The organism is Streptomyces sp. NBC_01237, assembly GCF_035917275.1.
Classification (GTDB): domain Bacteria; phylum Actinomycetota; class Actinomycetes; order Streptomycetales; family Streptomycetaceae; genus Streptomyces.
Genome location: NZ_CP108508.1, coordinates 5146398 through 5168700, shown reverse-complemented (window position 1 = coordinate 5168700; position 22303 = coordinate 5146398). Strand labels below are relative to the sequence as shown.

The window sequence follows — 22303 nt, the reverse complement described above, 5'->3', positions numbered from 1 at the left end:
ATGGAACCGAAGGCCGTCTCCCGCCAACGGCTGGTGCGCCGACCGCGAAGGTTCGTCAGGTCGGTTCGGTCGGGACAAGTCCAGCGGCAGTCCGAGTAGCCTCGCCCTGTGGTGGATGAAGAGGCGTACGTCCGGTACCGGGCGGACTCGAAGGTGCTGGCAGCGATCGGGAAGCATGTCGACGCGCAGGTCGACCGGGTCACGGTGCGACTGCCCAGGGCGGTCGCCGAGGCCGCGGTGGACGCCTGGGAGCGTGACGAGTCGGGCGACCTCGGTGAGGAGACCTCCGAGCAGTCCGCCCTGCGGGATCAGGCCGGTGATCTGGCACTGATCGGCCTGGTGATCTCGGAGCGTGGCCGCAGGGAGGGTGAGGAGGTCGTGATCGACCTCGATGTCGTCTTCGCCGGGGCAGCCGTGCGGGCGTCGCTGTAGTCGGGCCGCGGCGGCACGGCCGGGTCCGCCGCCCCGCCGGAGGCCCTTCTCGCCGCGACCCGCGCCCGCGCCGGCCCGCCCGACGACCACGCCACGGAGCGAGGCGGCGGCCGTTGGCCCGAGCGCCCGGATCGCGGTCGGAAAGTCACTCCCCGCGCGAGGCGGCCTCCGCCATCCGCGCGGTGGTGCTGGCACCGTCCAGGGCTTCGCGGACGATGTCCGCGTGGCCGCTGTGGTGCGCGATCTCCCGGAAGACGTGCAGCAGAACGTGCCGGACGGTCCAGCTGACCGGCTCCGGCGGCGACCACGGGTACTGGGGCAGCGTCACCGTACGGTTGAGATCGGTCTCCTCCCGGACCGTGCGGTCGAACTCCCCGGCAGCGGCGTGAAAGGCGTCGACCGCTCCGGCCAGCGACTCGGACTCGGTCAGCCGGTTGCCGTCGGGGTCGAGGTCGGACCACTCGACCTTCACCGGCGCCGTGCCGTCGACCACTTCGAGCCAGCCGCGCTGGACCTGCGCGAGGTGCTTGACCAGCCCGCCGAGTGTCAGCTCACTCACCGTCGTACGGGAGCGTGCCTGCTCCTCGGTGAGGTCCGCGACGGTGTAGAGGAAGTTGGTGCGCTGGTCGGTGACCAGCGCCAGCAGGTCCTCGCGCTCCACGGACTGCGGGAGGTCGGGGCCGTTCGACGTCATGGTGATGTCCTTCTGGTCGTTCTGGATCAACCAGGCGATTCTGCGTCGCGCGACCGGGCGGACGATGGCGTTCCGGCAGGTCCGCGCCAGGTACACCCGCGTGGCCCTGGTAGCCCGCCTGCACAGCGCGTTGCTCGCTGGTGTTGCTGTACGCGTGGCCGACCGGATACCCGTCCGCGTACGCGAGGGCAGCTGCGAACCCTGGCACGGCGCTGTGGGAAGGAGGACGCGGCGGCGGCTGGTAACTCCCTTCAATCCCTGTGCTCGACGCCGACTGAAAGCCGTGCCGCGACCCGAACAGCACGAAGCCCCACCATGCGGAGCACGACGGGGCTGTCCGGCTCGGTGAGGAACCGGGTGTTCAGACGGTGCCGAACTCTCCTGCCTTGACGCCCGCCACGAAGGAAGCGAACGCATCGGCACGAAGATCCAGGGTGGGACCGCTCAGATCCTTGGAGTCACGTACGGGGACCATGCCGCGCGAGGCGGCGAGGTTGGTGGCAACTTCGATGCACTGGCCGCCGTTCTCACTGAATGAGGACTTGAACCAACGAGGGGATTCGGTCATCACGGGTTGCCCTTTCGTAACCGGCTGATCATGGCCATGGACGCCGCTCGGGGCAGCGCTTCGGCCTGTAGTTGATGGTAGTCCGTCAGAAGAGGCAGCACCGATGTGCTGTCTCGCTCAAGGTGGCCCCGATTGGCTGACTCTGCGTACGACATGAGCGATCGATCCGGCATCGTGAGCACAGTCACGGGCAACGTCATCGGCCGACGAACCCCAATGGCAAACGGGGCGACTTGAAGCACGGTGTTCGGCTGCTCGGCAAACTCCACCAGGCGCGTGAACTGCGCGTCCATGAGTGCGCTGCCCCCGATGGGGCGGAGAAGGCAGCTTTCGTCGAGCACCACGAACACCAACGGGGCTGGTGTTCGCGCGAGCGACACTTGCCGCTGCGTAACCAGCGCAATCCGTTCGTCGGCCTGCTCCCGTGAGGCAACACCGCGTTTCACGGCGCTGTCTCCCAGTGCTGATGCATACGCCTGCGTCTGAAGCAGACCAGGTATCACGCCGACCTCGTAGAGCCTGATCTCTACTGCGCGCCCCTCGTGAGTGAGGTACTCCGGGAACCCCTCCAGCAACGCCCTATGCCTGACGGCGCGGCTCTGGCGTTCCAGTCGATCGCCGGTTCCGAGCGCCCTGTCAGCACTTACTGCAAACTGCTGAGTTGGAGTACGCCGACCAGTTTCGACGGCCGAGATATGCGCTCCGGAGCACCCCATGCGCTCCCCCAGCTCGTCCTGTGTCCAGCCTCGTTCATCCCGCAAACTGCGAAGACACGCTCCGAACGCCGCACTGGGCGACTGCTCGGGGTCAAGTTCCTTTCGGTTCACCATCTAGCACCTAACTTGCCTGTCAATCTACGTAAGTTGAAGACATCCGAACCGTAGGTCACCCTCGTCTCACCTGGTAGCGAAATGACCACGGAGAGGAACGATCGTGTCTACGGAAAACGGTTCTCCGAACGGACGTACCCCCCACGCACCCGCCCCCGGCACCCTCTTGATGGACACCAGCCGCGCCGGTCGCGTAGGTGAGTTCCGTGGGCTCGCCGGCCCGTACTGGTCGCTCCGGCCGGTCGGCGGTGGCTCCGAGTGGGAGGTCGACCCCAAGCGCGTACGGCCGGTCGTCCACGACGGCCTGACCGCGCCGGAGCCGTGCCGGGGCTGCCAGGAGATCGACCACGCCGAGGCCGTGGCCGGAGCCGAGCGCGACGCCACCAAACAGGCCGCCTGCCGGGCCTCACGCCGGCGCCACGAGACGGCCGAGCACGGAGCACCGTCATGACACCGGGGTTCCTGACGGTCCGGCTCGCCCTCACCCTCGGAGCCGCCGCCATCCTCCTGCGCCGGTACCTCCCCCGGATCATCCGGGCACTCGCCCCACAACCATCACCGCCACAACCCCTGTTCGCCGAGCTGCAACGCATCGAGTCGGACCTCGCCTACCGGGCCCTGTTCCTCGCCGGGCTGGACGCCGCGCTCGCCCGGCACGACGCGGAACGCACCGCCCGGCTGCACGCGGCCGAAGCAGCCGCCGACCTCCTCCGGCGCCTGGTCCGCCCCGCCCCCGGCCCCCGCCACGACGAACACGCCACCACCACGACCGGCACGGACTACGTCGCCGAGATCACCGTGAGCGCCGGGACGAGACGCGCGGTCCCGATCGGCCGGATCACCGCACCCAACCGCCGCCTCGCCCTGCGATGGCTCCGCAGACAGGCCCTCCGCCTCGCGGACGGCCACGGACACCTCACAGCCCCCGACACCACCCCCTGGACCCAGGCGAAGAACGACGTCCGGCCGGTCACCTTCCACAGCTCCGACGCCCCCGAAAACCTCCGCGCCTGGGCCACCGACAACCAACGCCAGACCGACGCACTGCACCAGCTGGAAACCGGCCCCGGCACCCTGCTCACCGTCACCGACCCCGCCGTCGGCCTCCACATCACCCTCACCGGCCGGGCTGCCCGACGCCCCCGGCCACACCGGACCAGCCCCTACCAGCGCCCCTTCCCCCTTCCCGTACCAAGGCATGGAGCGATCCCCATGGAAAACAACCCCGAGACCCGAATCCAGGACTGCCCCCACTGCAACCTCTGCACCGGCACCAAACCCGGCTGCCCCTACGCGAAACCCACCCCGCCCATCGCAACGCCCCGCACCCCCGGCACACACCCGGCAGCCCACTAACCCCCAAACCCCGCCCGGCTGCCCCCTGTCATGGGGACGGCGGCAGCCGGGCGGCACCACCCCCACAAGGAGGAACCCATGCCTCTCCTGACCCCGTACGTCGCCTCACGCAGCACCGACAGAGGCATGCCGGAATCCGCCCTGACCGTCGAGTTCACCCCGAACGGACCCCGACTCGCCTACCGGGACACACGCCCCCAGGACCGCGACAGGCACGGCAACCTCTGGGTCCGCATCGAGGAATCCCCCGACCCCGGCCACGTCCAGTACGACTCCCTGCACTCCACCCGCCAACGCACCTGCATGGAAAACCTGCTGTGCCAGATCTGCGCCCAGCCCGCCGACCGCAACAAAGAAGGCTGGCTCTTCATCGACTGGCGGCGCGAGGACTCACCCCCCACCTGGCCCGAGAAATCACTCACCACCATGCCCCCGCTCTGCACCGAACACGCCCGCATCTCCGCCCGCCAGTGCCCCTTCCTCCGACGCGGCGAACACGTCCTCCTACGCGTCCGCAAACCCCACCTCTACGGGGTCTCCGGCACCCTCTACCGCCTCACCACCACCGGCTGGACCTCCACCGAAAACGGACAACTCTCCCCCTACAACAAACCCCGCTACCCCGGCATGCTCGCCTTCCTCCTCCTCCGCGAACTACGCGGAGTCACCCTCGCCGAACTCCCCTGACCCCCGGTCGACGGACGGTGCGGGTCCGGCGGGTTGCCGCCGGAACGCCGGAACGACGTCACCGCGCGCACAACCGGTCCAGGGCCGCCCGGCTCTCCTCGTCCGCGGCGCGGTAGATCACCAGTCGCTGGTCAGGATCTTCGAGTGGCGTGAGGACTTCGAAGTGCACGGCGATCACTCCGGCGTCGGGGTGGTGCAGCACCTTGCGCCCGCGGCCGTTGACCCTGATGTCCTCTTCGGCCCACAGCCGCGCGAACTCCTCGTTAGGAGCGTCCGAAGCGGGGCCATGGGATGCCCGTGTTCAACAGCGGCCGCCCGCTCACCGCCGAGGCCATGGACGACACGCTGTACGAGCACATCAAGGAACGAGCGGCCCGCCGTTGATCATCGTCTCCGATGCATCCGCCCTGTACGCCGCGTTCGATGCCGCCCAGGAGGTCCGGCAGAGTCCCGAAGGACTGCGGCTGGACCTCGCGGACGCGGTGGGGGTGGTCCTCGCGGACCGCTACCGGACGAACCGCATCTTCACACTGGACCAGCGCGACTTCCGGGCCATGACGCCGCTGGCCCCGGGACTGGACGCCTTCCGCGTCCTGCCCGCCGACAACTGAGCCCCGGCCGCGCGGGCCCGCTCCGGCTCAGCCCTTCCTGCCGCCGCCCACCTGGCTGCGTACCGCGCCCACGCTCGCGCCGATGACCAGGGCGATGGCGAGGGCGTCGGTGGTGGACAGGGCCTGGTCCAGGATCAGGAAGCCCGCCGCCGCCGCGATCGCCGGTTCCAGGCTCATCATCACGGCGAACGTGGGGGCGGGGAGCCGTCGCAGGGCCATCAGTTCCAGGGTGTACGGGAGGACCGAGCTCAGCATCGCCACCGCCGCGCCGAGCGCCAGCGTGGAGGGGACCACCAGCTTGCTGCCCGACTCGACGATGCCCAGGGGCAGCGAGAGGACCGCCGCGACCACCATCGCCAGGGCCAGGCCGTCCGCCTGCGGGAAGCGGCGGCCGGTGCGGGCGCTGAAGATGATGTACGCCGCCCACATCGCGCCCGCGCCCAGGGCGTACGCCGCGCCGACCGGGTCCAGGCGGTCGAAGCCCCCGCCACCGAGCAGGACGACCCCGCCCACCGCGAGGCCCGCCCACAGGACGTTGATCAGGCGGCGGGAGACGATGACGGAGAGGGCGAGCGGGCCCAGCACCTCCAGCGTCACGGCGATACCGAGCGGGATGCGGTCCAGCGCCTGGTAGAAGAGCGTGTTCATCCCGGCCATCGCGACGCCGAAGGCCAGCACCGTGCCCCAGTCCGCCCGCGAGTGGCCGCGCAGCCTGGGGCGGCAGATGATCAGCAGGACCAGCGCGGCGACGGCCAGGCGCAGGGTGACCACGCCGAGCGCACCGGCCTTCGGCATCAGCAGCGCCGCGACCGCCGAGCCGAACTGGACCGAGAGGCCGCCCGCGACCACCAGCGCGACCGGGGCGAGTGCGGCCCGTCGGCCACCCGGGCGTGCCGCACCGCCGCCGGTCCCGTCGAGCGCCGACACCGCCTCGGGTACGGCGACGGCCGCTGCGGCGGATTCTGCGGCGGTGCGCCGGTCGTTCACGGGTGGCCTTCCGGAGGGAGAGAGTCCGGTGCAAGGGAATGCACCGGGCACGTGGCGGTACTGGACCGACCGCCTTGCTGCGTCTCTCCACCGTAAGGACCCCGGCGCGTCCCGTGAAATGCCTGTTGGGCTCCCGTTATGCTCCCCGCGCATGAGCATGGAACCTACCTCCGGCCGCCCCGTGGAGCTCCGGCACCTGCGGGCCTTCCTCGCCGTCGCGGACGAGGGCAACGTCACCCGCGCCGCCGCCCGCCTCCGGCTCACCCAGCCCGCCGTCTCCCGTACTCTCGCCGCCCTGGAGAAACACCTCGGCGTCCGGCTCGTCGACCGCTCCACCCACCACCTCGCCCTCACCCCCGAGGGCGTCGCCTTCCGCGACAAGGCCGCCGCCGCGGTCGCCGCCTTCGACGAGGCGCTCGACTCCGGACGGCTGCGCCACTGGCCCCTGCGCGTGGGGCACGCCTGGTCCGCCTTCGGCCCGTACACGACACCGCTGCTGCGGGCCTGGCAGGAGCGGTACCCGGACACCCCGCTCGAACTGCTGCGGATCGACGACCGCACCGCCGGGCTCACCCGGGGCGAGGTCGACGCGGCCCTGCTGCGCGGACCGGTGGACGCGCCGGGGCTCGTCACCGAGGTGCTGTTCACCGAGGAACGAGTGGCCGCCGTGGCCGCCGACGGACCCCTCGCGGCGTACGTCTCCCTCTCCCTCGCCGACCTCGCGGGTGCGGGCCGCACCGTCGTCCTGAACACCGTCTCCGGTACCACCGCCCTCGACCTGTGGCCACCGCACGCCCGGCCCGCCTCCACCCTCACCGTCGCCAACACCGACGACTGGCTCACCGCCATCGCGGCCGGGCGCGGCAGCGGGGTGTCAGGTGCCTCCACCGCCGGCATGCATCCGCACGCCGGGGTGGCCTACCGCCCGCTCCACGACGCACCGCCGCTGCCCGTGCTGCTCGCCCGCCGGGACGCCCCCGGCCACCCCGCGCTGCCGAAACTCGCCGCGCTGGCCCGCGAGATCGTGGGAGGGGACCACCACGCCCGGCCCTGAGGGCCCGCGCACCGGACGACGGGCCGGGAGCCGCATCACCGGCTTCTCATTCGTCCGGAACCGGAAGCGGCCACGACCAGACCACATCGGCGGCGTCCCGTTCCCTGATGATCCGCCGCTGCCGGGAGGCTTCGCGTTTCGTCCCCGAGTTGAGCGGGCGGTACCGGACCCAGTCGACCGGGACGATGTGGAGGGCCAGGGTTTCCCACGCACGGTGCCGATCGACGGAGTGCGCCAGCACCACGGCGAAGCGCTGGATGCACCACACGCACTCCCAGGGCGGTCCGGTGACGACGGCTCCGGCGTCAGCGAGCTTCCGGCCGTACCCGTCCTCGGCATCGAGCGCCATCTCCGCATGGAAATCGTCGCCCCCGAAGAAGTGGACGCAGTTGCGCCGCAGGCTGTGCGTCATCTCCGACAGGCGCTCGGCCGTTCCGGAATCGCCGTCCTCCCGCACACGGGCCACGGCGAGCGGGAAGATCGCGTACGCGCCCCGGTCGATCACGGGGAAGCCGAGGTCCGCCCACTGCGGAGTCCTCTCGGAGTACCGGTGGCCGAGCGTGCGCTCAAGCGCGTGCATGATCGACAGGCCGTCCGAGATCCGGTGCTCGTCCTGTCCGGCCCCGGTCACGGGGCCCCCGTCCCCGCCGCGGGGTCGTTCTGTGCCATGTCCAGCCCCTCCGCCAGCACTTCCGCGAGATGTCTGGCCCGGCGTCCGGCCAGTTGTTCCAGCTGGGTCCGGCAGGAGAATCCGTCCGCCAGGATCTCCGTACCGGGCTCCGCCGCCCGTACGGACGGCAGGAGTTGTTCCTCCGCGCAGGCCACCGACACCTCCCAGTGCCCCTTCTCGAAGCCGAAGTTCCCGGCGAGCCCGCAGCAGCCGCCGCTCAGTTCGCCGGTGAGCCCCATCCGCTCCCGGAGCCGCCGCTCGGCGTCGTCGCCCAGTACCGCGTGCTGGTGGCAGTGCGTCTGGCCCACGACGGGGCGCTCGGTGCGGGGCGGGGTCCAGTCGGGGGCGTACTCCTGGAGGTACTGGGCCAAGGTGCGTACGGACGCGGCGAGTTCGGCGGCCCGCGGGTCGTCGGGGAACAGTTCGGGGAGGTCGGTGCGGAGGGTGGCGGCGCAGCTCGGTTCCAGGACGACGAGCGGTTGACCGGGGAAGAGGTCCACCCGGTCCAGGGTGCGGCGCATCACCCGGCGGGCCGCGTCGAGCTGCCCGGTCGATACGTAGGTGAGGCCGCAGCACACGCCCCGGGCCGGGAGGTATGCCCTGCGGCCGGTCGCCTCCAGGACGCGTACCGCCGCCCGCCCCACCTCCGGGGAGAGGTGGTCGGTGAAGGTGTCCGGCCAGAGGGCCACCACCCGGTCGGCCGGGAAGATCCGGGTCCCCCTGCCCGCCCGCGCCCGCATCCACCGTGCGAACGTCTCCGTCGCCAGGACCGGAATCGTCCGTTCCGGTGCGATGCCCGCCAGCCGTCGGGCGAGCGCGGCGAGCGGGCGCATCCGGGCCAGGGCGTTCAGCGGGCGGGCGAAGGGGGCGGCGAGCCGCAGCCACCTCGGCAGCCGGCCCATCGCGTAGTGGGACGCGGGGCGCAGCCGCCCCCGGTAGTGGTGGTGCAGGAACTCCGCCTTGTACGTGGCCATGTCCACCCCCACCGGACAGTCGCTGCGGCAGCCCTTGCAGGACAGGCAGAGGTCGAGCGCGTCGCGTACCTCCGTCGACCGCCAGCCGTCCGTGATCACCTCGCCCGCCAGCATCTCGTGCAGCAGCCGGGCCCGGCCCCGCGTCGAGTGGGCCTCCTGCCCGGTGGCCCGGAAGGACGGGCACATCACGTCCGTGCCCGCTCCGGCCGCGGCCGTACGGCATTTCGCGACGCCCACGCAGCGGCGGACGGCCGCCGGGAAGTCGCCGCCGTCCTGCGGGTAGCCGAAGACGACGTCCACGGGGCGTTTCGGCAGCACGGCGAAGCGGAGGTTGGCGTCGAGGCGGTCCGGGCGGGCGAGCATGCCGGGGTTCAGGCCGCCGTCCGGGTCCCACAGGTCCTTGAAGCGGTGGAAGACACCGACGAGTTCGTCCCCGTACATCCGGGGCAGCAGTTCGGCGCGCGCCTGGCCGTCGCCGTGCTCCCCGCTGAGGGAGCCGCCGTGCGCGACGACGAGATCCGCCTGCTCCTCGGAGAACCGGCGGAAGCGGGCCACGCCTTCGGTGCTCAGCAGGTCGAAGTCGATCCGGACGTGGATGCAGCCGTCGCCGAAGTGGCCGTAGGGCGTGCCGCGCAGCCCGTGGTCGGTGAGCAGGGCGCGGAAGTCACGGAGGTACGGGCCGAGCCGGGCGGGCGGAACCGCGCAGTCCTCCCAGCCCGGCCATGCCTCGCTGCCGTCGGGCATCCGGGTCGCCGTGCCGGCGGCGTCCTCGCGGATGCGCCACAGGGCGCGCTGTGCGGCCGGGTCGGTGACGACCGAGCCGTCGAGCGCGCCGGCCGCCCGCAGGACGCGTTCGGCGCGGGCGCGGGCCTCGGCCGGGGTCGCCCCGCCCGTCTCGACGAACAGCCAGGCCCCGCCGCGCGGCAGTCCGGCCGGTTCGCGCACGAGGTCGGCGGCCATGCCCTCGACGGTGAGCGGACCGTACGGCAGGAGACCGGCGGCGGCTTCGGCGGCCTCGGACTCGTCGGCGTACCCGAGGACGGCGAGCGCACGGGAGCGCGGGACCTCGACCAGGCGGACGGTCGCCTCCGCGACGACGGCCAGGGTGCCCTCGCTGCCGCAGAAGGCGCGGGCCGGGTCCGGGCCGCCCGGGTGTTCGGGGAGCAGGGCGTCGAGCGCGTAGCCGGAGATGCGGCGCGGGAGGTCGGGGTAGCCGGTGCGGAGCAGGGCGAGGTTGGCGTCGACGAGTGCGCGCAGGCCCGGCGGGGTGTCGGCGGGGAGCCGGTCCTGGCCGGTGTGCCGGTCCTGGCCGTCGTGCCGGTCCTGGCCGTCGTGCCGGTCCTGGCCAGGGAGCCGGTCCTGGCCGGGGAGCCGGTCCTGGCCGATGTGCCGCCCCCGGTCGCTGCCGCCCACGCCCCGGCCCGCGTTCCGGTCCAGCCGCAGTCTCTCGCCGCCGTGGCGGACGACCGTCAGCGCGTGCACGTTGTCCGCGGTGGTGCCCCAGGCCACCGAGTGCGCGCCGCAGGAGTTGTTGCCGATCATGCCGCCGAGCGTGCAGCGGCTGTGCGTGGACGGGTCCGGGCCGAAGGTCAGCCCGTGCGGTGCCGCGGCGGCCCGCAGATCGTCCAGGACCACGCCCGGCTGGACGACGGCGGTACGGGAGGCGGCGTCCAGTTCCACGATCGACCGCAGGTGGCGGGCGAGGTCCAGGACGATGCCGGTGCCGGTGGCCTGCCCGGCGATGGAGGTCCCGCCGCCGCGCGGCACGACCGGAACCCCGTGTTCACGGCAGACGGCGAGTGCGGCGGCGATGTCGTCGGCGTCGCGCGGGGCGACGACGCCGAGCGGCACACGGCGGTAGTTGGAGGCGTCCATCGTCATGAGCGCACGCGCGGAGGCGCCGAAATCGACCTCTCCGCGCACGGCGGCACCGAGGTCGTGCCTCAGGTCGCCCGTCTGTCCGGAAATCCCCTCGCGCTGTTCGGCCATGCCCTCAGGATGCCTTCGACGGGGTGAACTCTTGGGACAGGACCGGGCGCAAAGGTGCATTCGGAATATAAAAGCCCACAAGAACTTCCCAAACCAATCGTCAATTCTCTTATAGTGACCAAGACTTGAGCAGGAATTATCAGCTCCAGTTGTCACGATCATCCATACTCGTGATGAACTGTCCCGATCTGACCTGTCCCGCACCGTCCGCTCCCAAGGACTCCGATTGCGCCCCTCATTCCGGCCGACCGCACTCGCCTTGCTGATCTCGGCAATCGTCACCGGCTCACTGACCCTGTGGGCCGTCGCCGTCGCCCCCGATTCGGTGAGGACCCCGCTGGCCTGGGGGGCGGGCGCCGCCTCCGTGCTCCTGAGCGTCGCCCTGGCCGTCATCGTCCGCTCCCTGGGCACCGCCCGCGCGCTCCGTGCCCAGCGGGCCGCCGAGGCCCAGCGGTTCACCGCCGAGACCTCGCGTCTGGTCTCCGCCTCGGCCGCCGACGCCCAGCGCTTCACCGCCGAGACCGCCCGGATCAAGGCGGCCGCCTCCGCCGAGACCGCCCGGGTCACGGCCGAGGCGCGGGCCGAGATGGCCCGGATCACCACCGCGACCGCCGCGGAACGGGCCCGGCTGACCGCGGAGTCCCAGCAGCTCACCGCACGCGCCACCCGCGCCGAGACCGAACGGTCCGCCGCCGTCGCCGCCTGCGCCAACGCCGCCGGCCGCATGCAGGCCCTGGCCACCAGCATGCTGGCCGACCTGCGGGACATGGAGCACCGGCACACCTCGGAGGACGTACTCGGGGATCTGCTGCACCTGGACCACCGCACCGCCCAGGCGGGCCGGCTCGCCGACTCCATCGCCGTGCTGACCGGTGCGCGTTCCGGCCGCCGCTGGGCGAAGCCCATCGTCATGGAGTCGATCCTGCGTGGCGCGATGGGCCGGATCGGCAGCTACCAGCGGGTGCGCCTGCACTCGACGAGCGACGTCGCCATCGCCGGGCACGCGGCCGAGGGCGTCATGCACGCCCTGGCGGAGCTGCTCGACAACGCCGCCAACTTCTCGCCGCCCACCGCCGAAGTGCATGTGTACGTCGAGGAGGTCCCGGCGGGCATCGTCATCACCGTCGAGGACAGCGGCCTGGTCATGAGCGATGTGCAGCTGCGCCGCGCCGAGCGTGCGGTGTCCGCCGAGAACCAGGACCTCACCGGCCTCTCCGGCACCCGGCTCGGCCTCGCCGTCGTCGGCCGGCTGGCCCGTAAACACGGACTCACCGTCTCTTTCCGGCCTTCCGCACGCGGCGGCACCGGCGCGCTGATGATGCTGCCTCAGGACCTCATCTCCCGCACCCCGTCGCCCACGGCAGCCGCGCCCGCCCCGGCACCCGCCCCGCTCGCGCCCGCCGCCGCGCCCGCGCCGGTGACCGGACCCCCCGGGCCCGCCGAGCCGGAGCCCGCGCACGCGGGGGCCACGTACCCGGACGCCTCCCCCGCGTCCCTCCCCGCCGCCCGGCCCGCGCCGGACCCGGCCCCCGGCGCGCAGGACCCCGACCAGGACACCGGGCCCCAGGGTCCGGAGTCCGAATCGACCGGCGCCGTTCCCCAGTTCGGCGAGAGCGGCCTTCCCAAGCGCCGCCGCGGCCGCACGCTGGCCGCCGCCGAGTCCCGTACCGGCACTGCCGCCCCCGGCGAAGCCGAAAGCCCCCGGCCCCGTACCACCGATCCGAAGGTCCAGGCAGCCCGCTTCAGCACCTTCAGCAAGGCGGTACGAGCCAACTCCCCGCACCCGGAAGGCAACACCCGATGACCGCGACCACCGACGAGAAGCTCAACTGGCTGCTGGAGGGGCTGCTCGAACGCACGCCCGGCACCCGGCACGCCCTCGTCCTGTCCCGGGACGGCCTCAAGCTGTGCCGCACCCCCGAGCTCTCCGTCGACCAGGCGGACCAGCTGGCCGCGATCTCCGCCGGGATCCAGAGCCTGTCGCACGGCGCGTCCATCGAGTTCGGTGACGGCACCGGCGGCGTACGGTCCGCGATGACCGAGTTCTACGGCGGTGTGCTGTTCATCGTCGAGGCGGGCGCGGGCGCCCACCTCGCGGTCGTCGCCGCGGAGGACTCCGACGTCGGCCTCGTCGGCCACAACATGAGCGAACTCGTCGAGCAGCTCGGCGAGCACCTCGTCGCCCCGCCGCGCTATCCCGCCGAGGGCCCGGCCACGGCCGAAACCACGGTCGTATGACGACGGCGCCCCGCCCCCGCCCCGGTCGCGACGACGATCCGGACCGGCTCTACACCCTCACCGGTGGCCGCAGCCGCTCCGACTCGGCCGCCTTCGACCTGGTGACCCTCGTCGTCTCGGAATGCGATCCGTCTCCCGGCATGCAGTCGGAACACGTCGCGATCCTGCGGATGTGCGAGCGCCCCACGGCGGTCGTCGAGATCGCCGCGAGCCTGAGCCTGCCCGTCAGCATCGTCCGCATCATGCTCTGCGACCTGCTCGACACCAGCCGGATCAGTGCCCGCCACCCCCGTACCGCCCGTGTCGCGGACCGGCTCCCCGACCCCGACATCCTGGAACAGGTGCTCGTTGGACTCCGCAACCTCTGACCGTGCCGCCCTGCGGGCGACGGCCGACAACGGACTGAAGATCGTCGTCGTCGGCGGCTTCGGCGTCGGCAAGACCACCATGGTCCGATCCGTCAGCGAGATCCGCCCGCTCAACACGGAAGAGACCATGACCCGCGCGGGCGAGGCCGTCGACCACCTCGACGGCGTGCACGCGAAGACGTCCACCACGGTCGCGTTCGACTTCGGCCGCATCACGCTCGACGCACGCTCGGTGCTCTACCTCTTCGGCGCGCCCGGACAGGAACGCTTCTGGTTCCTGTGGGACCGGCTGTTCTCCGGGACGCTGGGCGCCGTCGTCCTCGTCGACACCCGGCGGCTCGCCGACTCCTGGTACGCCATCGACCGGCTGGAACACCACGGCACGCCCTTCATCGTCGCGTGCAACGACTTCGGCGGCCCGCTCCACACCGAGCAGCAGATAAGGGAGGCCCTGGACCTCTCCGAGGACATCCCGCTCGTCGAGTGCGACGCCCGGGACCGGTCCTCCAGCAAGTACGTGCTGATCACGCTCGTCGAACACCTGCAGACGCTGGCGGCCCGCGCCCGGACCCCGCAGGCGACCCTGACGGCGACCTCGGCGTCCCCGCCGGCCAAGACCCCGGAGCCCACCCCGTGACCGCTCTCCCCGTGACGGGCTGCCCCGTCACCCACGGGTCCGTACCGCTGTCCGGACCCCGCTTCCAGACCGACCCCGTGCAGCTGTACCGGGACATGCGGCGCGACCACGGCTCCGTGGCCCCGGTCGTCCTCGACGGCGACGTGCCCGCCTGGCTGATCCTCGGCTACCGCGAACTGCACCAGGTCACCGGTGACCCGGTGCTCTTCAGCCGGGACTCGGACCTCTGGAACCAGTGGGCCCGCATCCCGGCCGACTGGCCGCTGCTCCCGATGATCGGGCGCAAGCAGCCCTCGATCCTCTACACGGTCGGCGAACGGCACAGCCGGCGCGCCATGATGATCAGCAATGCCCTGGAGGGCGTCGACCCGTTCTCGCTGAAGCGGTACGCGGAGGAGTTCGCCGACGGACTCATCGACCGGTTCTGCTCCACCGACGGGACGGACATCATCGCCGAGTACGCGATGCTGCTCCCGGCACTCGTCCTGGCGAAGCTCTACGGCTTCTCCAACGAGACCGGTGCCGCGCTCGTCGGCTCGATCAACGACATGATCGACGGCCGGGAGCGGGCGCTCGCCGGACAGCAGCACCTCGCCTCGTCCATGGTCCAGCTGCTGGTCGACAAGCACGCCGCGCCGGGCGACGACGTCGCCAGCCGGATGCTCGCCGACGACGGGGGCTTCACCGACGAGGAGATCGCCCAGGACCTGATGGTCATGATGGCCGCGGGCCACCAGCCGACCGCCGACTGGATGGGCAACTCGCTGCGCCTCATGCTCACCGACGACCGGTTCGCCGCCTCCCTCTCCGGCGGCCGGCACAGTGTCGCCGAGGCGATGAACGAGGTGCTCTGGGAGGACACCCCCACCCAGAACGTCGCCGGGCGGTGGGCCTCGCGCGACACCCACCTCGGCGGCCGGCACATCCGCGCCGGGGACCTGCTCCTCCTCGGGATCGCCGCCGCCAACGGCGACCCGCAGGTACGGACCCACGCCTCGGCCCTCACCGGCGGCAACAACGCCTTCCTCTCCTTCGGCCACGGCGAGCACCGCTGCCCGTTCCCCGCCCAGGAGACCGCCGAGGTCATCGCCCGTACGGGCATCGAAGTCCTCCTGGACCGGCTGCCCGACGTGGACCTCGCCGTCCCCGCCGAGGCGCTGACCCGCCGCCCCTCGCCCTGGCTGCGCGGTCTGACCGACCTGCCGGTGCGTTTCACTCCCACCCCCGCCCTCGGAGGAAGACCATGACCCGGATCGCCCTGGACCCCTTCGTCGCGGACCTCGACGGCGAGGGCGCCGTACTGCGGGCGGCCGGACCACTGGCCGAGGTGGAGCTGCCGGGCGGGGTGCACTGCTACGCCGTCACGCACCACGCCGAGGCGAAGGCGCTGCTCACGGACAGCCGGATCGTGAAGGACATCAACGTCTGGGGCGCCTGGCAGCGCGGCGAGATACCGATGGACTGGCCCCTGATCGGCCTCGCCAACCCGGGCCGCTCCATGCTGACGGTCGACGGCACCGAGCACCGCAGGCTGCGCACCCTGGTCGCGCAGGCCCTGACCGTGAAGCGGGTGGAGCGGCTGCGGGCGGGGATCGAGGCGCTGACGAACGCGAGCCTGGACCGGCTGGCGGCGCTGCCCGAGGGGCAGAGCGTCGACCTGAAGGCGGAGTTCGCCTACCCGCTGCCGATGAACGTCATCAGTGAGCTGATGGGCGTGGACGCCGCCGACCACCCCCGCCTCAAGCAGCTGTTCGAGAAGTTCTTCTCGACGCAGACGCCGCCCGAGGAGGTCCCGCAGATGATGGCGGACCTCGGCGCCCTGTTCACGAAGATCGTCGACGGCAAGCGGACGAACCCGGGCGACGACCTGACCAGCGCCCTGATCGCGGCCTCCGAGGACGGTGACTTCCTCACCGACGAGGAGATCGTCAACACGCTCCAGCTGATCATCGCGGCCGGTCACGAGACCACGATCAGCCTGATCGTCAACGTCGTCGAGGCGCTCCAGACCCACCCCGAGCAGCGCGAGCGGGTGCTCAACGGGGAGATCGCGTGGGAGAGCGTGATCGAGGAGACACTGCGCTGGAACACCCCGACCTCGCACGTCCTGATCCGGTTCGCCACCGAGGACGTGGAGGTCGGCGACAAGGTGCTGCCGAAGGGTGAGGCGCTGATCGTCTCCTTCGGCGCGCTGGGCCGCGACGAGGCGCAGTACGGCCCGACGGCGGGCGAGTTCGACGCCGCCCGCACGCCCAACCGCCACATCGCCTTCGGCCACGGCCCGCACGTCTGCCCGGGTGCGGCCCTGTCCCGCCTGGAGGCGGGGATCGCGCTGCCCGCGCTGTACGAGCGCTTCCCGAAGCTCGATCTCGCGGTGCCCGCCGCCGAACTGCGCAACAAGCCGATCGTGACGCAGAACGACCTGTACGAGCTCCCGGTCGACCTCGGCTGACCCCGCGCCGCCGCCCGCGCGACGCCCGGCCCACGGGTCGGAGCCCCCGTCTCATCCGACGGACACGGTCTTACGCCGTGCCGCCGAGGGACTACGCTCCGACTCGTGGCCGATATCAAGATTCCCGCTGACATCAAGCCCGCCGACGGACGTTTCGGCGCCGGACCCTCCAAGGTGCGGACGGAGGCGCTCGACGCGCTGGCCGCCACCGGCACCTCTCTTCTCGGTACGTCCCACCGCCAGGCCCCGGTCAAGAACCTGGTCGGCGAGGTGCGTGACGGTGTACGCAGCCTCTTCTCCCTCCCCGAGGGATACGAGGTGATCCTGGGCAACGGCGGCTCCACCGCCTTCTGGGACGTCGCGACGCACGGTCTGATCGAGTCGAAGTCCCAGCACCTGAACTTCGGCGAGTTCTCGTCGAAGTTCGCCAAGGCCGCGAAGCTCGCGCCGTGGCTGGCCGACCCGACGGTCATCGCCTCCGACCCGGGCACCCACCCGGACCCGCGGGCCGAGGTCGGCACCGACGTCTACGCCTTCACCCACAACGAGACCTCGACGGGTGTCGCCGCGCCGGTCAAGCGTGTCGCGGGCGCCGACGAGGGCTCCCTGGTCCTGGTGGACGCCACCTCCGGCGCGGGCGGCCTGCCGGTCGACATCACCGAGTCGGACGTCTACTACTTCGCCCCGCAGAAGTCCTTCGCCTCCGACGGCGGCCTGTGGATCGCGGCGTTCTCCCCGGCCGCCCTGGACCGCGCCGCGCGCGTCCACGCGTCGGGCCGCCACATCCCGGAGTTCTTCTCGCTCCCGACGGCGATCGACAACTCCCTGAAGAACCAGACGTACAACACCCCGGCGCTGGCCACCCTCTTCCTGCTGAACGAGCAGCTGAAGTGGATGAACACCCAGGGCGGCCTGGACTTCACCACCGGCCGCACGGCCGCCTCCTCGCAGCACCTGTACGGCTGGGCCGAGGAGTCCAAGTACGCGACCCCGTTCGTCACCGACCCGGCGAAGCGCTCGCAGGTCATCGGCACGATCGACTTCGCGGACGAGATCGACGCCGCCGCCGTCGCCAAGGTGCTGCGCGCCAACGGCATCGTGGACACCGAGCCGTACCGCAAGCTGGGCCGCAACCAGCTGCGCGTGGCGATGTTCCCGGCGATCGACCCGTCCGACGTCCAGGCCCTGACGGCCTGCATCGACTACGTGATCGAGAAGCTGTAACCGGACGTACGGAGACGGCCCGGCACACGACGTGTGCCGGGCCGTTTCTGCTTCACTCGACCGGGTGGCGGATCGCCTGCGGGACACCCGGAGCGACTCCGTCCTACGATGATGTTCTCGACACCAGCCATTCCAGGAGGCCCGCAGTGTCTGCAGCAGCAGTCGAGCACCCCTGTGACGGTGAACCGGAGATCTCGCTGCTGGAGAGTGCCAACGAACTCTCCGAGCAGCTCCCGGGGCGCCGCGTCGAGATCATCGGAGGCGTCATCACCGTGGCTCCATCGCCGGACGGCCGACATGGCCACGCACTGACCAAACTGATGCGTCCGTTCATTGCCGCAGGTCTCGACGACGGCGAATCCGCCATCATTCAAGGTATCGGCGTATGGCTGCCCAGTGGCCCGCACGACTACGCCATTCCTGACCTGGCCCTGGTGGATGAAGACTTCGACGACCACCTCGCCGAGAACAGCTGCTACGACCCCAGCGTCTTCCGTCTGGTCGCGGAGGTCACCTCCGGGAACTACCAGAACGACCTCCGTATCAAGGTCGTCGCGTATGCCCAGGCCAAGATCCCCGTCTACGTCATCCTCGACCGCAAGCACAGCCGCATCCATGTCCTGACCGAGCCGCTGGCCGGAGGATACGACCGGCACGAGGTGTACGCCCCCGGTCAGGAGGCCCCGCTCCCCGCCTCCATCGGCGCCGAAGTCTCCCTCGATGTCGCCGAGCTGGTGCAGGCGGGCCGCCCGAAACGCTGAGGTCCGGGGCGGGACCCCGCCGCCCCCATGTCACCGCTGAGCCGTCACTCCCCCGGTGCCGCCGCCAGTACGGCGCGCAGGGCGGCCACCCCGGCCAGCCACTCCTCGCCCGCACCGCCGTCCGTCCACAGTTCCAGCGTCTCCGAATTCTCGGCGGTGACCCGGTCCAGGGCCCGGACCGCGAGCGGGCGCAGGTCCGCGGGGAGCGGGGGCAGGGGCTTCTTCGGGCCGTAGGCGGTGGTGACGGGCTCACCGCCGGGGCACTGGGCGGCTATCAGCGCCGCGGCGGCCACCGCCACCTCGCCGTCGTCCACATAGTCCTGCGGCGACATGCCCGCCACCGCTGTCAGCGCGCCCCTGAGGACATCCGCGCGCTTCTCCGGCGGTGCGTCGTCCACCCGGCCCCCGAAGTCCGCCGCGGTGTCGTTGTCGAAATGGCCGATGTCCCAGGCGCCCATGAGGGTCCCTTTCTCAGTTGGTGTCCTCATCCTGACGCCCACCACTGACAATCGGCCTACGGGCCAGTACGAAACCCTGCGGCGCCCGTTCCGGGAACGCGCCGTCGGTGTCCCGCTCCCGCCACAGCCGCGCCCGTACCTCCAGGCCCGCCCGGCGCAGCAGTTCGGCGATCCCCTCCACCTGACGCCGGTGGAAGACGAGCGAGATCTCATGGCCCCAGCCGTCGTTCATCGGCAGGGGTTCGTCGCCCACCTGGAAGCCCAGTTGTACGTGGGCGCCCGGCGCCAGCACACGGTGGAACTCGGCGAAGACCCGCGGGAGTTCCTCGTCCGGTACGTGGATGGTCGAGTACCAGGCCAGCAGTCCGCCCAGCGACGCGTCCGGGAGGTCGAGGCCGAGCATGGACCCCTCCTCGAAGCGCAGCCCGGGGCAGTTCTCGCGGGCCACGGCCAGCATCCCCGGGGACAGGTCGATCCCGAACACGTCGACGCCGAGACCGTGCAGATACTCCGTGATCCGGCCCGTCCCGCAACCGACATCGGCCACCGGGAGACCGCCGCCGCCCCCCTTGCCCACCAGTTCGGCGAAGGCGTCGAGCACGGCCCGTTCGATCGGCTTGGCGGCCAGCTCACCGCGGCTGCGGGCGGCGTAGTCGACGGCGAGGGTGTCGTAGGAGTCGCGGGTGGCATGCAGGAAAGCGGGTTCGGTCATGGCGAGGACCCTAGGCCGCGCCCGCGGCTCCGGGCACGTCATTGCGCCACCGGACCTCGCCGTCCTCCCACTCCTCGGTCGGGGCGAGCCCGGCCGCCCCGGCCACGGCGGCGGACGCGGTGTGGTCGGGGTGGATGTGCGCGATGACCGTACGCACGGAACACTCCTCCCGCAGGTGCGCGACGAGGCCCACCGCCGCCTCCTTCGCGTAGCCGTGCCCCTGCCACGGGGTCCCCACCACCCAGGCGATCTCCGCCTGCGCCCCCCGTACCGTCGCCTGGACGTAGCCCGCCAGACGGCCGTCCTCGCGCACCCGCAGGACCCAGTTGCCCCACATCTCCGCGGGGTCCGGCGAACCGGCGCTCTGGCGCTCGTAACGGGCGCGCAGCGCGGCCACGTCCTCCGGGGCGCCGCCGGTGTACGTGTGCAGGGCCGGGTCGGCGAGGACGGTGGCCATCTCGTCCGCGTACGCGGCCTCCAGGGGCAGCGCGTCGAGACGTTCGGTGGTGAAGGGCAGGGGCTTGTTTCTATGCATGAGGCCCGACCTTACGCCGGGCCTCCCACCTGCGGCATCACCATTTCCCGGCTGCCCTGATCGTGCTCGGCGGCCCGTCCCCGCGCGGCTCGGCGGCCCGGCTCAGCGGTTCAGCCGCTGGAACCTGCGCACGGCCAGCGGCAGGAACACCAGCGTGATCACCAGCGGCCACAGCAGAGCCATCAGCAGCGCGTGCTCCTCGACCCAGGTGCCGCCGCCGGCCACCGGGTTGCCGAACAGTTCGCGGGTCGCGGTGGCCGTCGAGGAGATCGGGTTCCACGCGGCGACGGTGCCGAGCCAGCCCGGCATCAGGGACGGCGCGACCAGGGCACTGGAGATCATCGTGACCGGGAAGGCGACGGCGTACAGACCGCCCGCCGCCTCCGCGTTCGGGACCAGCAACCCCAGCCAGACGCCCACCCAGATCAGGCTGAACCGCAGCAGCAGGAGCAGTCCGAAGGCGCCGACCGCCTCCATCGGGCTGCCGCCCGCCCGCCAGCCGATCGCGAGGGCGGTGGCCGCCAGGATGGCCAGCTCGGCGGAGGCCACCACCAGGTCCGCCACCCCGCGTCCGGAGGCGACCGCCGACGGGGCCATCGGCATGGAGCGGAACCGGTCGATGACGCCCTCGCCCGAGTCGGTGACCACGGCCATCGCGGTGTTCATGAAACCCATCGTCATGGTCGTGACGAACATGCCGGGCATCAGGAACTCCCGGTAGTCGCCCCCGCCCGGCACCTTCATCGCGCTGCCGAAGACATAGCCGTACAGCAGCACGGACAGGATCGGGAAGCCCAACTGCCAGATGATGGAGGCGGGTTGACGCTGATAGTGGGTGAGGCTGCGCCGGGTGACGTTCCAGCTGTCGGCGAGCGCCCAGTAGGCCCGGCCGTGCCGCGGACCCGCGTGGACCGGGCCCTCATCCAGTTCGAGCACGGTCATGCCGCCACCCCCGTCTTCCCGTTCGCGTTCTTCGCGTTCTCCCCGTTCGCGGTCTTCGCGTCCGGCGCCGTCTCCTCGTCCGCGCCGCGCCCCGTCAGCCGCAGGAACACGTCGTCCAGGCTGGGCCTGCGCAGCCCGATGTCCTCGACCGCGATCCCCTCGTCCCGGAGCGTCCGCGCCACCTCCGTCAGCGCGGCCACCCGGTCGGAGACCTGCGCGTGCACGCGGTGGACCGTGTCGTCGGTGACGACGAGACCGCCCCCGGCCACCCGGTCCACCGCCCTCACCACCGCCGGGAGATCGCCCGCTTCGGCGGCGACGACCTCGATCCGGTCCCCGCCGATCCGGTTCTTCAGCCCGTCCGGGCTGTCGTCGGCGATGGCGCGGCCCCGGTCGATCACGGTGATGTGCGAGGCGAGCCGGTCCGCCTCGTCCAGGTACTGCGTGCTGAGCAGGACCGTCGTGCCGCCCGCCACCATCGCCCGTACCGCGTCCCAGACCTCGCCCCGGCCGCGCGGGTCGAGCCCGGTCGTGGGCTCGTCCAGGAAGAGCACGGCGGGCGCGAGGACCATGGACGCGGCGAGGTCGAGCCGCCGCCGCATGCCGCCGCTGTACTCCCTGACGCCCTTGTCCGCGGCCTCCACCAGGTCGAACCGTTCCAGCAGTTCCCCGGCCCGCCGCCGGGCCCGGCCGCCGCCGAGGTGGAAGAGGCGGCCGAACATCTCCAGGTTCTGCCGGCCGGTGAGGACCTCGTCGACGGCGGCGTACTGGCCGGTGAGCCCGATCCTGCTCCGTACGAGCCGGGGTTCGCGCCGCACGTCGAGCCCCGCCACCTCCACCCGGCCGCCGTCGAACCGCAGCAGGGTCGCCAGGACCCGCACGGCGGTGGTCTTGCCCGCACCGTTCGGCCCGAGCAGACCGTGCACGGTGCCGGGGCGGACGGCGAGGTCGAGCCCGTCGAGCGCCCGTTTCCCCCCACCCCCGCCCCTGCCCCGGCCCTTCTCCCGGTATCGCTTCACGACCCCTTCGGCCAGCACCGCGTATCCGGACGCAGACATGGCAACCCCCTCCGCAGCATCAGAACTGAGTACGCTGTACCCGAATGAGAGTACACCGTACCCAGT

At 71.8% G+C, this 22303-nt stretch carries 23 protein-coding genes and 3 pseudogenes; 14 read left to right on the top strand and 12 right to left on the bottom strand.

Annotated features, from left to right (window positions below; all coding sequences use genetic code 11):
- Positions 1-108: 108 nt before the first annotated feature.
- Positions 109-432, top strand: a complete 324-nt coding sequence (locus OG251_RS23065; protein WP_326678940.1) for a hypothetical protein — start codon at positions 109-111, stop codon at positions 430-432.
- Positions 433-577: 145 nt separating this feature from the next.
- Here the strand turns inward: OG251_RS23065 and OG251_RS23060 are convergent, their stop codons facing one another.
- The 3 genes from OG251_RS23060 to OG251_RS23050 form a co-directional block, all read right to left on the bottom strand.
- Positions 578-1156, bottom strand: coding sequence for a DinB family protein (locus OG251_RS23060; protein WP_326678939.1), 579 nt, complete (start codon positions 1154-1156; stop codon positions 578-580).
- A 331-nt stretch (positions 1157-1487) separates the two neighbouring features.
- Positions 1488-1697: a DUF397 domain-containing protein gene (locus OG251_RS23055; protein ID WP_326678938.1), complete on the bottom strand. Its 210-nt coding sequence runs from the start codon at positions 1695-1697 to the stop codon at positions 1488-1490.
- Positions 1694-2524 (bottom strand): helix-turn-helix domain-containing protein, encoded by an 831-nt coding sequence (locus OG251_RS23050; RefSeq protein ID WP_326678937.1) that lies wholly within the window; start codon positions 2522-2524, stop codon positions 1694-1696. The genes OG251_RS23055 and OG251_RS23050 overlap by 4 nt, the downstream gene beginning before the upstream one ends.
- Positions 2525-2627: 103 nt before the next feature.
- Between OG251_RS23050 and OG251_RS23045 the strand changes: the two are divergent.
- The 3 genes and pseudogenes from OG251_RS23045 to OG251_RS23035 all read left to right on the top strand — a co-directional run.
- Positions 2628-2819 (top strand): annotated as a pseudogene (locus tag OG251_RS23045) (hypothetical protein); the annotation flags it as partial.
- A gap of 152 nt (positions 2820-2971) precedes the next feature.
- The gene (locus OG251_RS23040; protein WP_326678936.1) at positions 2972-3880 is read left to right on the top strand and encodes a hypothetical protein; all 909 of its coding nucleotides are present in this window, start codon (positions 2972-2974) and stop codon (positions 3878-3880) included.
- Between the two features lie 78 nt (positions 3881-3958).
- Positions 3959-4567 carry a hypothetical protein gene (locus OG251_RS23035; protein WP_326678935.1) on the top strand — a complete coding sequence of 203 codons (609 nt, stop codon included), beginning with the start codon at positions 3959-3961 and terminating at the stop codon, positions 4565-4567.
- A gap of 58 nt (positions 4568-4625) precedes the next feature.
- On the opposite strand, the pseudogene OG251_RS23030 reads toward OG251_RS23035, so the two are convergent.
- A pseudogene (locus OG251_RS23030) lies at positions 4626-4820 on the bottom strand (MmyB family transcriptional regulator); the annotation flags it as partial.
- 175 nt (positions 4821-4995) lie between these two features.
- Between OG251_RS23030 and OG251_RS23025 the strand changes: the two are divergent.
- Positions 4996-5178, top strand: a pseudogene (locus OG251_RS23025) (VapC toxin family PIN domain ribonuclease); the annotation flags it as partial.
- A 27-nt stretch (positions 5179-5205) separates the two neighbouring features.
- On the opposite strand, the gene OG251_RS23020 reads toward OG251_RS23025, so the two are convergent.
- Positions 5206-6165, bottom strand: a complete 960-nt coding sequence (locus OG251_RS23020) for an EamA family transporter (RefSeq protein WP_326678933.1) — start codon at positions 6163-6165, stop codon at positions 5206-5208.
- 151 nt (positions 6166-6316) lie between these two features.
- Here OG251_RS23020 and OG251_RS23015 point away from each other — a divergent pair, with 151 nt between their 5' ends.
- A complete protein-coding gene (locus OG251_RS23015) occupies positions 6317-7219 on the top strand; it encodes a LysR family transcriptional regulator (RefSeq protein ID WP_326678932.1) in 903 nt (300 codons plus the stop codon).
- A 46-nt stretch (positions 7220-7265) separates the two neighbouring features.
- Here the strand turns inward: OG251_RS23015 and OG251_RS23010 are convergent, their stop codons facing one another.
- Both OG251_RS23010 and OG251_RS23005 read right to left on the bottom strand, forming a co-directional pair.
- Positions 7266-7850, bottom strand: coding sequence for a hypothetical protein (locus OG251_RS23010; RefSeq protein WP_326678931.1), 585 nt, complete (start codon positions 7848-7850; stop codon positions 7266-7268).
- Positions 7847-10852 (bottom strand): FAD-binding and (Fe-S)-binding domain-containing protein, encoded by a 3006-nt coding sequence (locus tag OG251_RS23005; RefSeq protein WP_442818365.1) that lies wholly within the window; start codon positions 10850-10852, stop codon positions 7847-7849. Before OG251_RS23005 ends, OG251_RS23010 begins: the two co-directional genes overlap by 4 nt.
- Positions 10853-11078: 226 nt before the next feature.
- On the opposite strand from OG251_RS23005, the gene OG251_RS23000 reads away from it, so the two are divergent.
- The 8 genes from OG251_RS23000 (at position 11079) to OG251_RS22965 (ending at position 18532) form a co-directional block, all read left to right on the top strand.
- Positions 11079-12656: a sensor histidine kinase gene (locus tag OG251_RS23000; protein WP_326678930.1), complete on the top strand. Its 1578-nt coding sequence runs from the start codon at positions 11079-11081 to the stop codon at positions 12654-12656.
- Complete coding sequence (locus OG251_RS22995) at positions 12653-13090, top strand: roadblock/LC7 domain-containing protein (protein WP_326678929.1); 438 nt, start codon at positions 12653-12655, stop codon at positions 13088-13090. Before OG251_RS23000 ends, OG251_RS22995 begins: the two co-directional genes overlap by 4 nt.
- On the top strand, positions 13087-13458 hold the full coding sequence (locus OG251_RS22990; RefSeq protein WP_073718580.1) for a DUF742 domain-containing protein: 372 nt from the start codon (positions 13087-13089) through the stop codon (positions 13456-13458). The genes OG251_RS22995 and OG251_RS22990 overlap by 4 nt, the downstream gene beginning before the upstream one ends.
- On the top strand, positions 13439-14095 hold the full coding sequence (locus tag OG251_RS22985; protein ID WP_326678928.1) for a GTP-binding protein: 657 nt from the start codon (positions 13439-13441) through the stop codon (positions 14093-14095). The genes OG251_RS22990 and OG251_RS22985 overlap by 20 nt, the downstream gene beginning before the upstream one ends.
- A gap of 11 nt (positions 14096-14106) precedes the next feature.
- Positions 14107-15342: a cytochrome P450 gene (locus OG251_RS22980; protein ID WP_326681372.1), complete on the top strand. Its 1236-nt coding sequence runs from the start codon at positions 14107-14109 to the stop codon at positions 15340-15342.
- Positions 15339-16547 carry a cytochrome P450 family protein gene (locus tag OG251_RS22975; RefSeq protein WP_326678927.1) on the top strand — a complete coding sequence of 403 codons (1209 nt, stop codon included), beginning with the start codon at positions 15339-15341 and terminating at the stop codon, positions 16545-16547. Before OG251_RS22980 ends, OG251_RS22975 begins: the two co-directional genes overlap by 4 nt.
- A gap of 105 nt (positions 16548-16652) precedes the next feature.
- On the top strand, positions 16653-17771 hold the full coding sequence (serC, locus tag OG251_RS22970; RefSeq protein ID WP_326678926.1) for a phosphoserine transaminase: 1119 nt from the start codon (positions 16653-16655) through the stop codon (positions 17769-17771).
- Between the two features lie 146 nt (positions 17772-17917).
- On the top strand, positions 17918-18532 hold the full coding sequence (locus OG251_RS22965) for a Uma2 family endonuclease (protein WP_326678925.1): 615 nt from the start codon (positions 17918-17920) through the stop codon (positions 18530-18532).
- A 44-nt stretch (positions 18533-18576) separates the two neighbouring features.
- Here the strand turns inward: OG251_RS22965 and OG251_RS22960 are convergent, their stop codons facing one another.
- From OG251_RS22960 to OG251_RS22940, 5 genes are all read right to left on the bottom strand, one after another.
- Entirely contained in the window at positions 18577-18990 is a 414-nt protein-coding gene (locus tag OG251_RS22960; RefSeq protein WP_326678924.1) for a DUF4259 domain-containing protein, read from the bottom strand.
- 13 nt (positions 18991-19003) lie between these two features.
- Entirely contained in the window at positions 19004-19702 is a 699-nt protein-coding gene (locus tag OG251_RS22955; protein ID WP_326678923.1) for a class I SAM-dependent methyltransferase, read from the bottom strand.
- 10 nt (positions 19703-19712) lie between these two features.
- Entirely contained in the window at positions 19713-20237 is a 525-nt protein-coding gene (locus OG251_RS22950; protein ID WP_326678922.1) for a GNAT family N-acetyltransferase, read from the bottom strand.
- 102 nt (positions 20238-20339) lie between these two features.
- The gene (locus tag OG251_RS22945; RefSeq protein ID WP_326678921.1) at positions 20340-21179 is read right to left on the bottom strand and encodes an ABC transporter permease; all 840 of its coding nucleotides are present in this window, start codon (positions 21177-21179) and stop codon (positions 20340-20342) included.
- Positions 21176-22237, bottom strand: coding sequence for an ATP-binding cassette domain-containing protein (locus OG251_RS22940; protein WP_326678920.1), 1062 nt, complete (start codon positions 22235-22237; stop codon positions 21176-21178). The genes OG251_RS22945 and OG251_RS22940 overlap by 4 nt, the downstream gene beginning before the upstream one ends.
- Positions 22238-22303 lie beyond the last annotated feature (66 nt).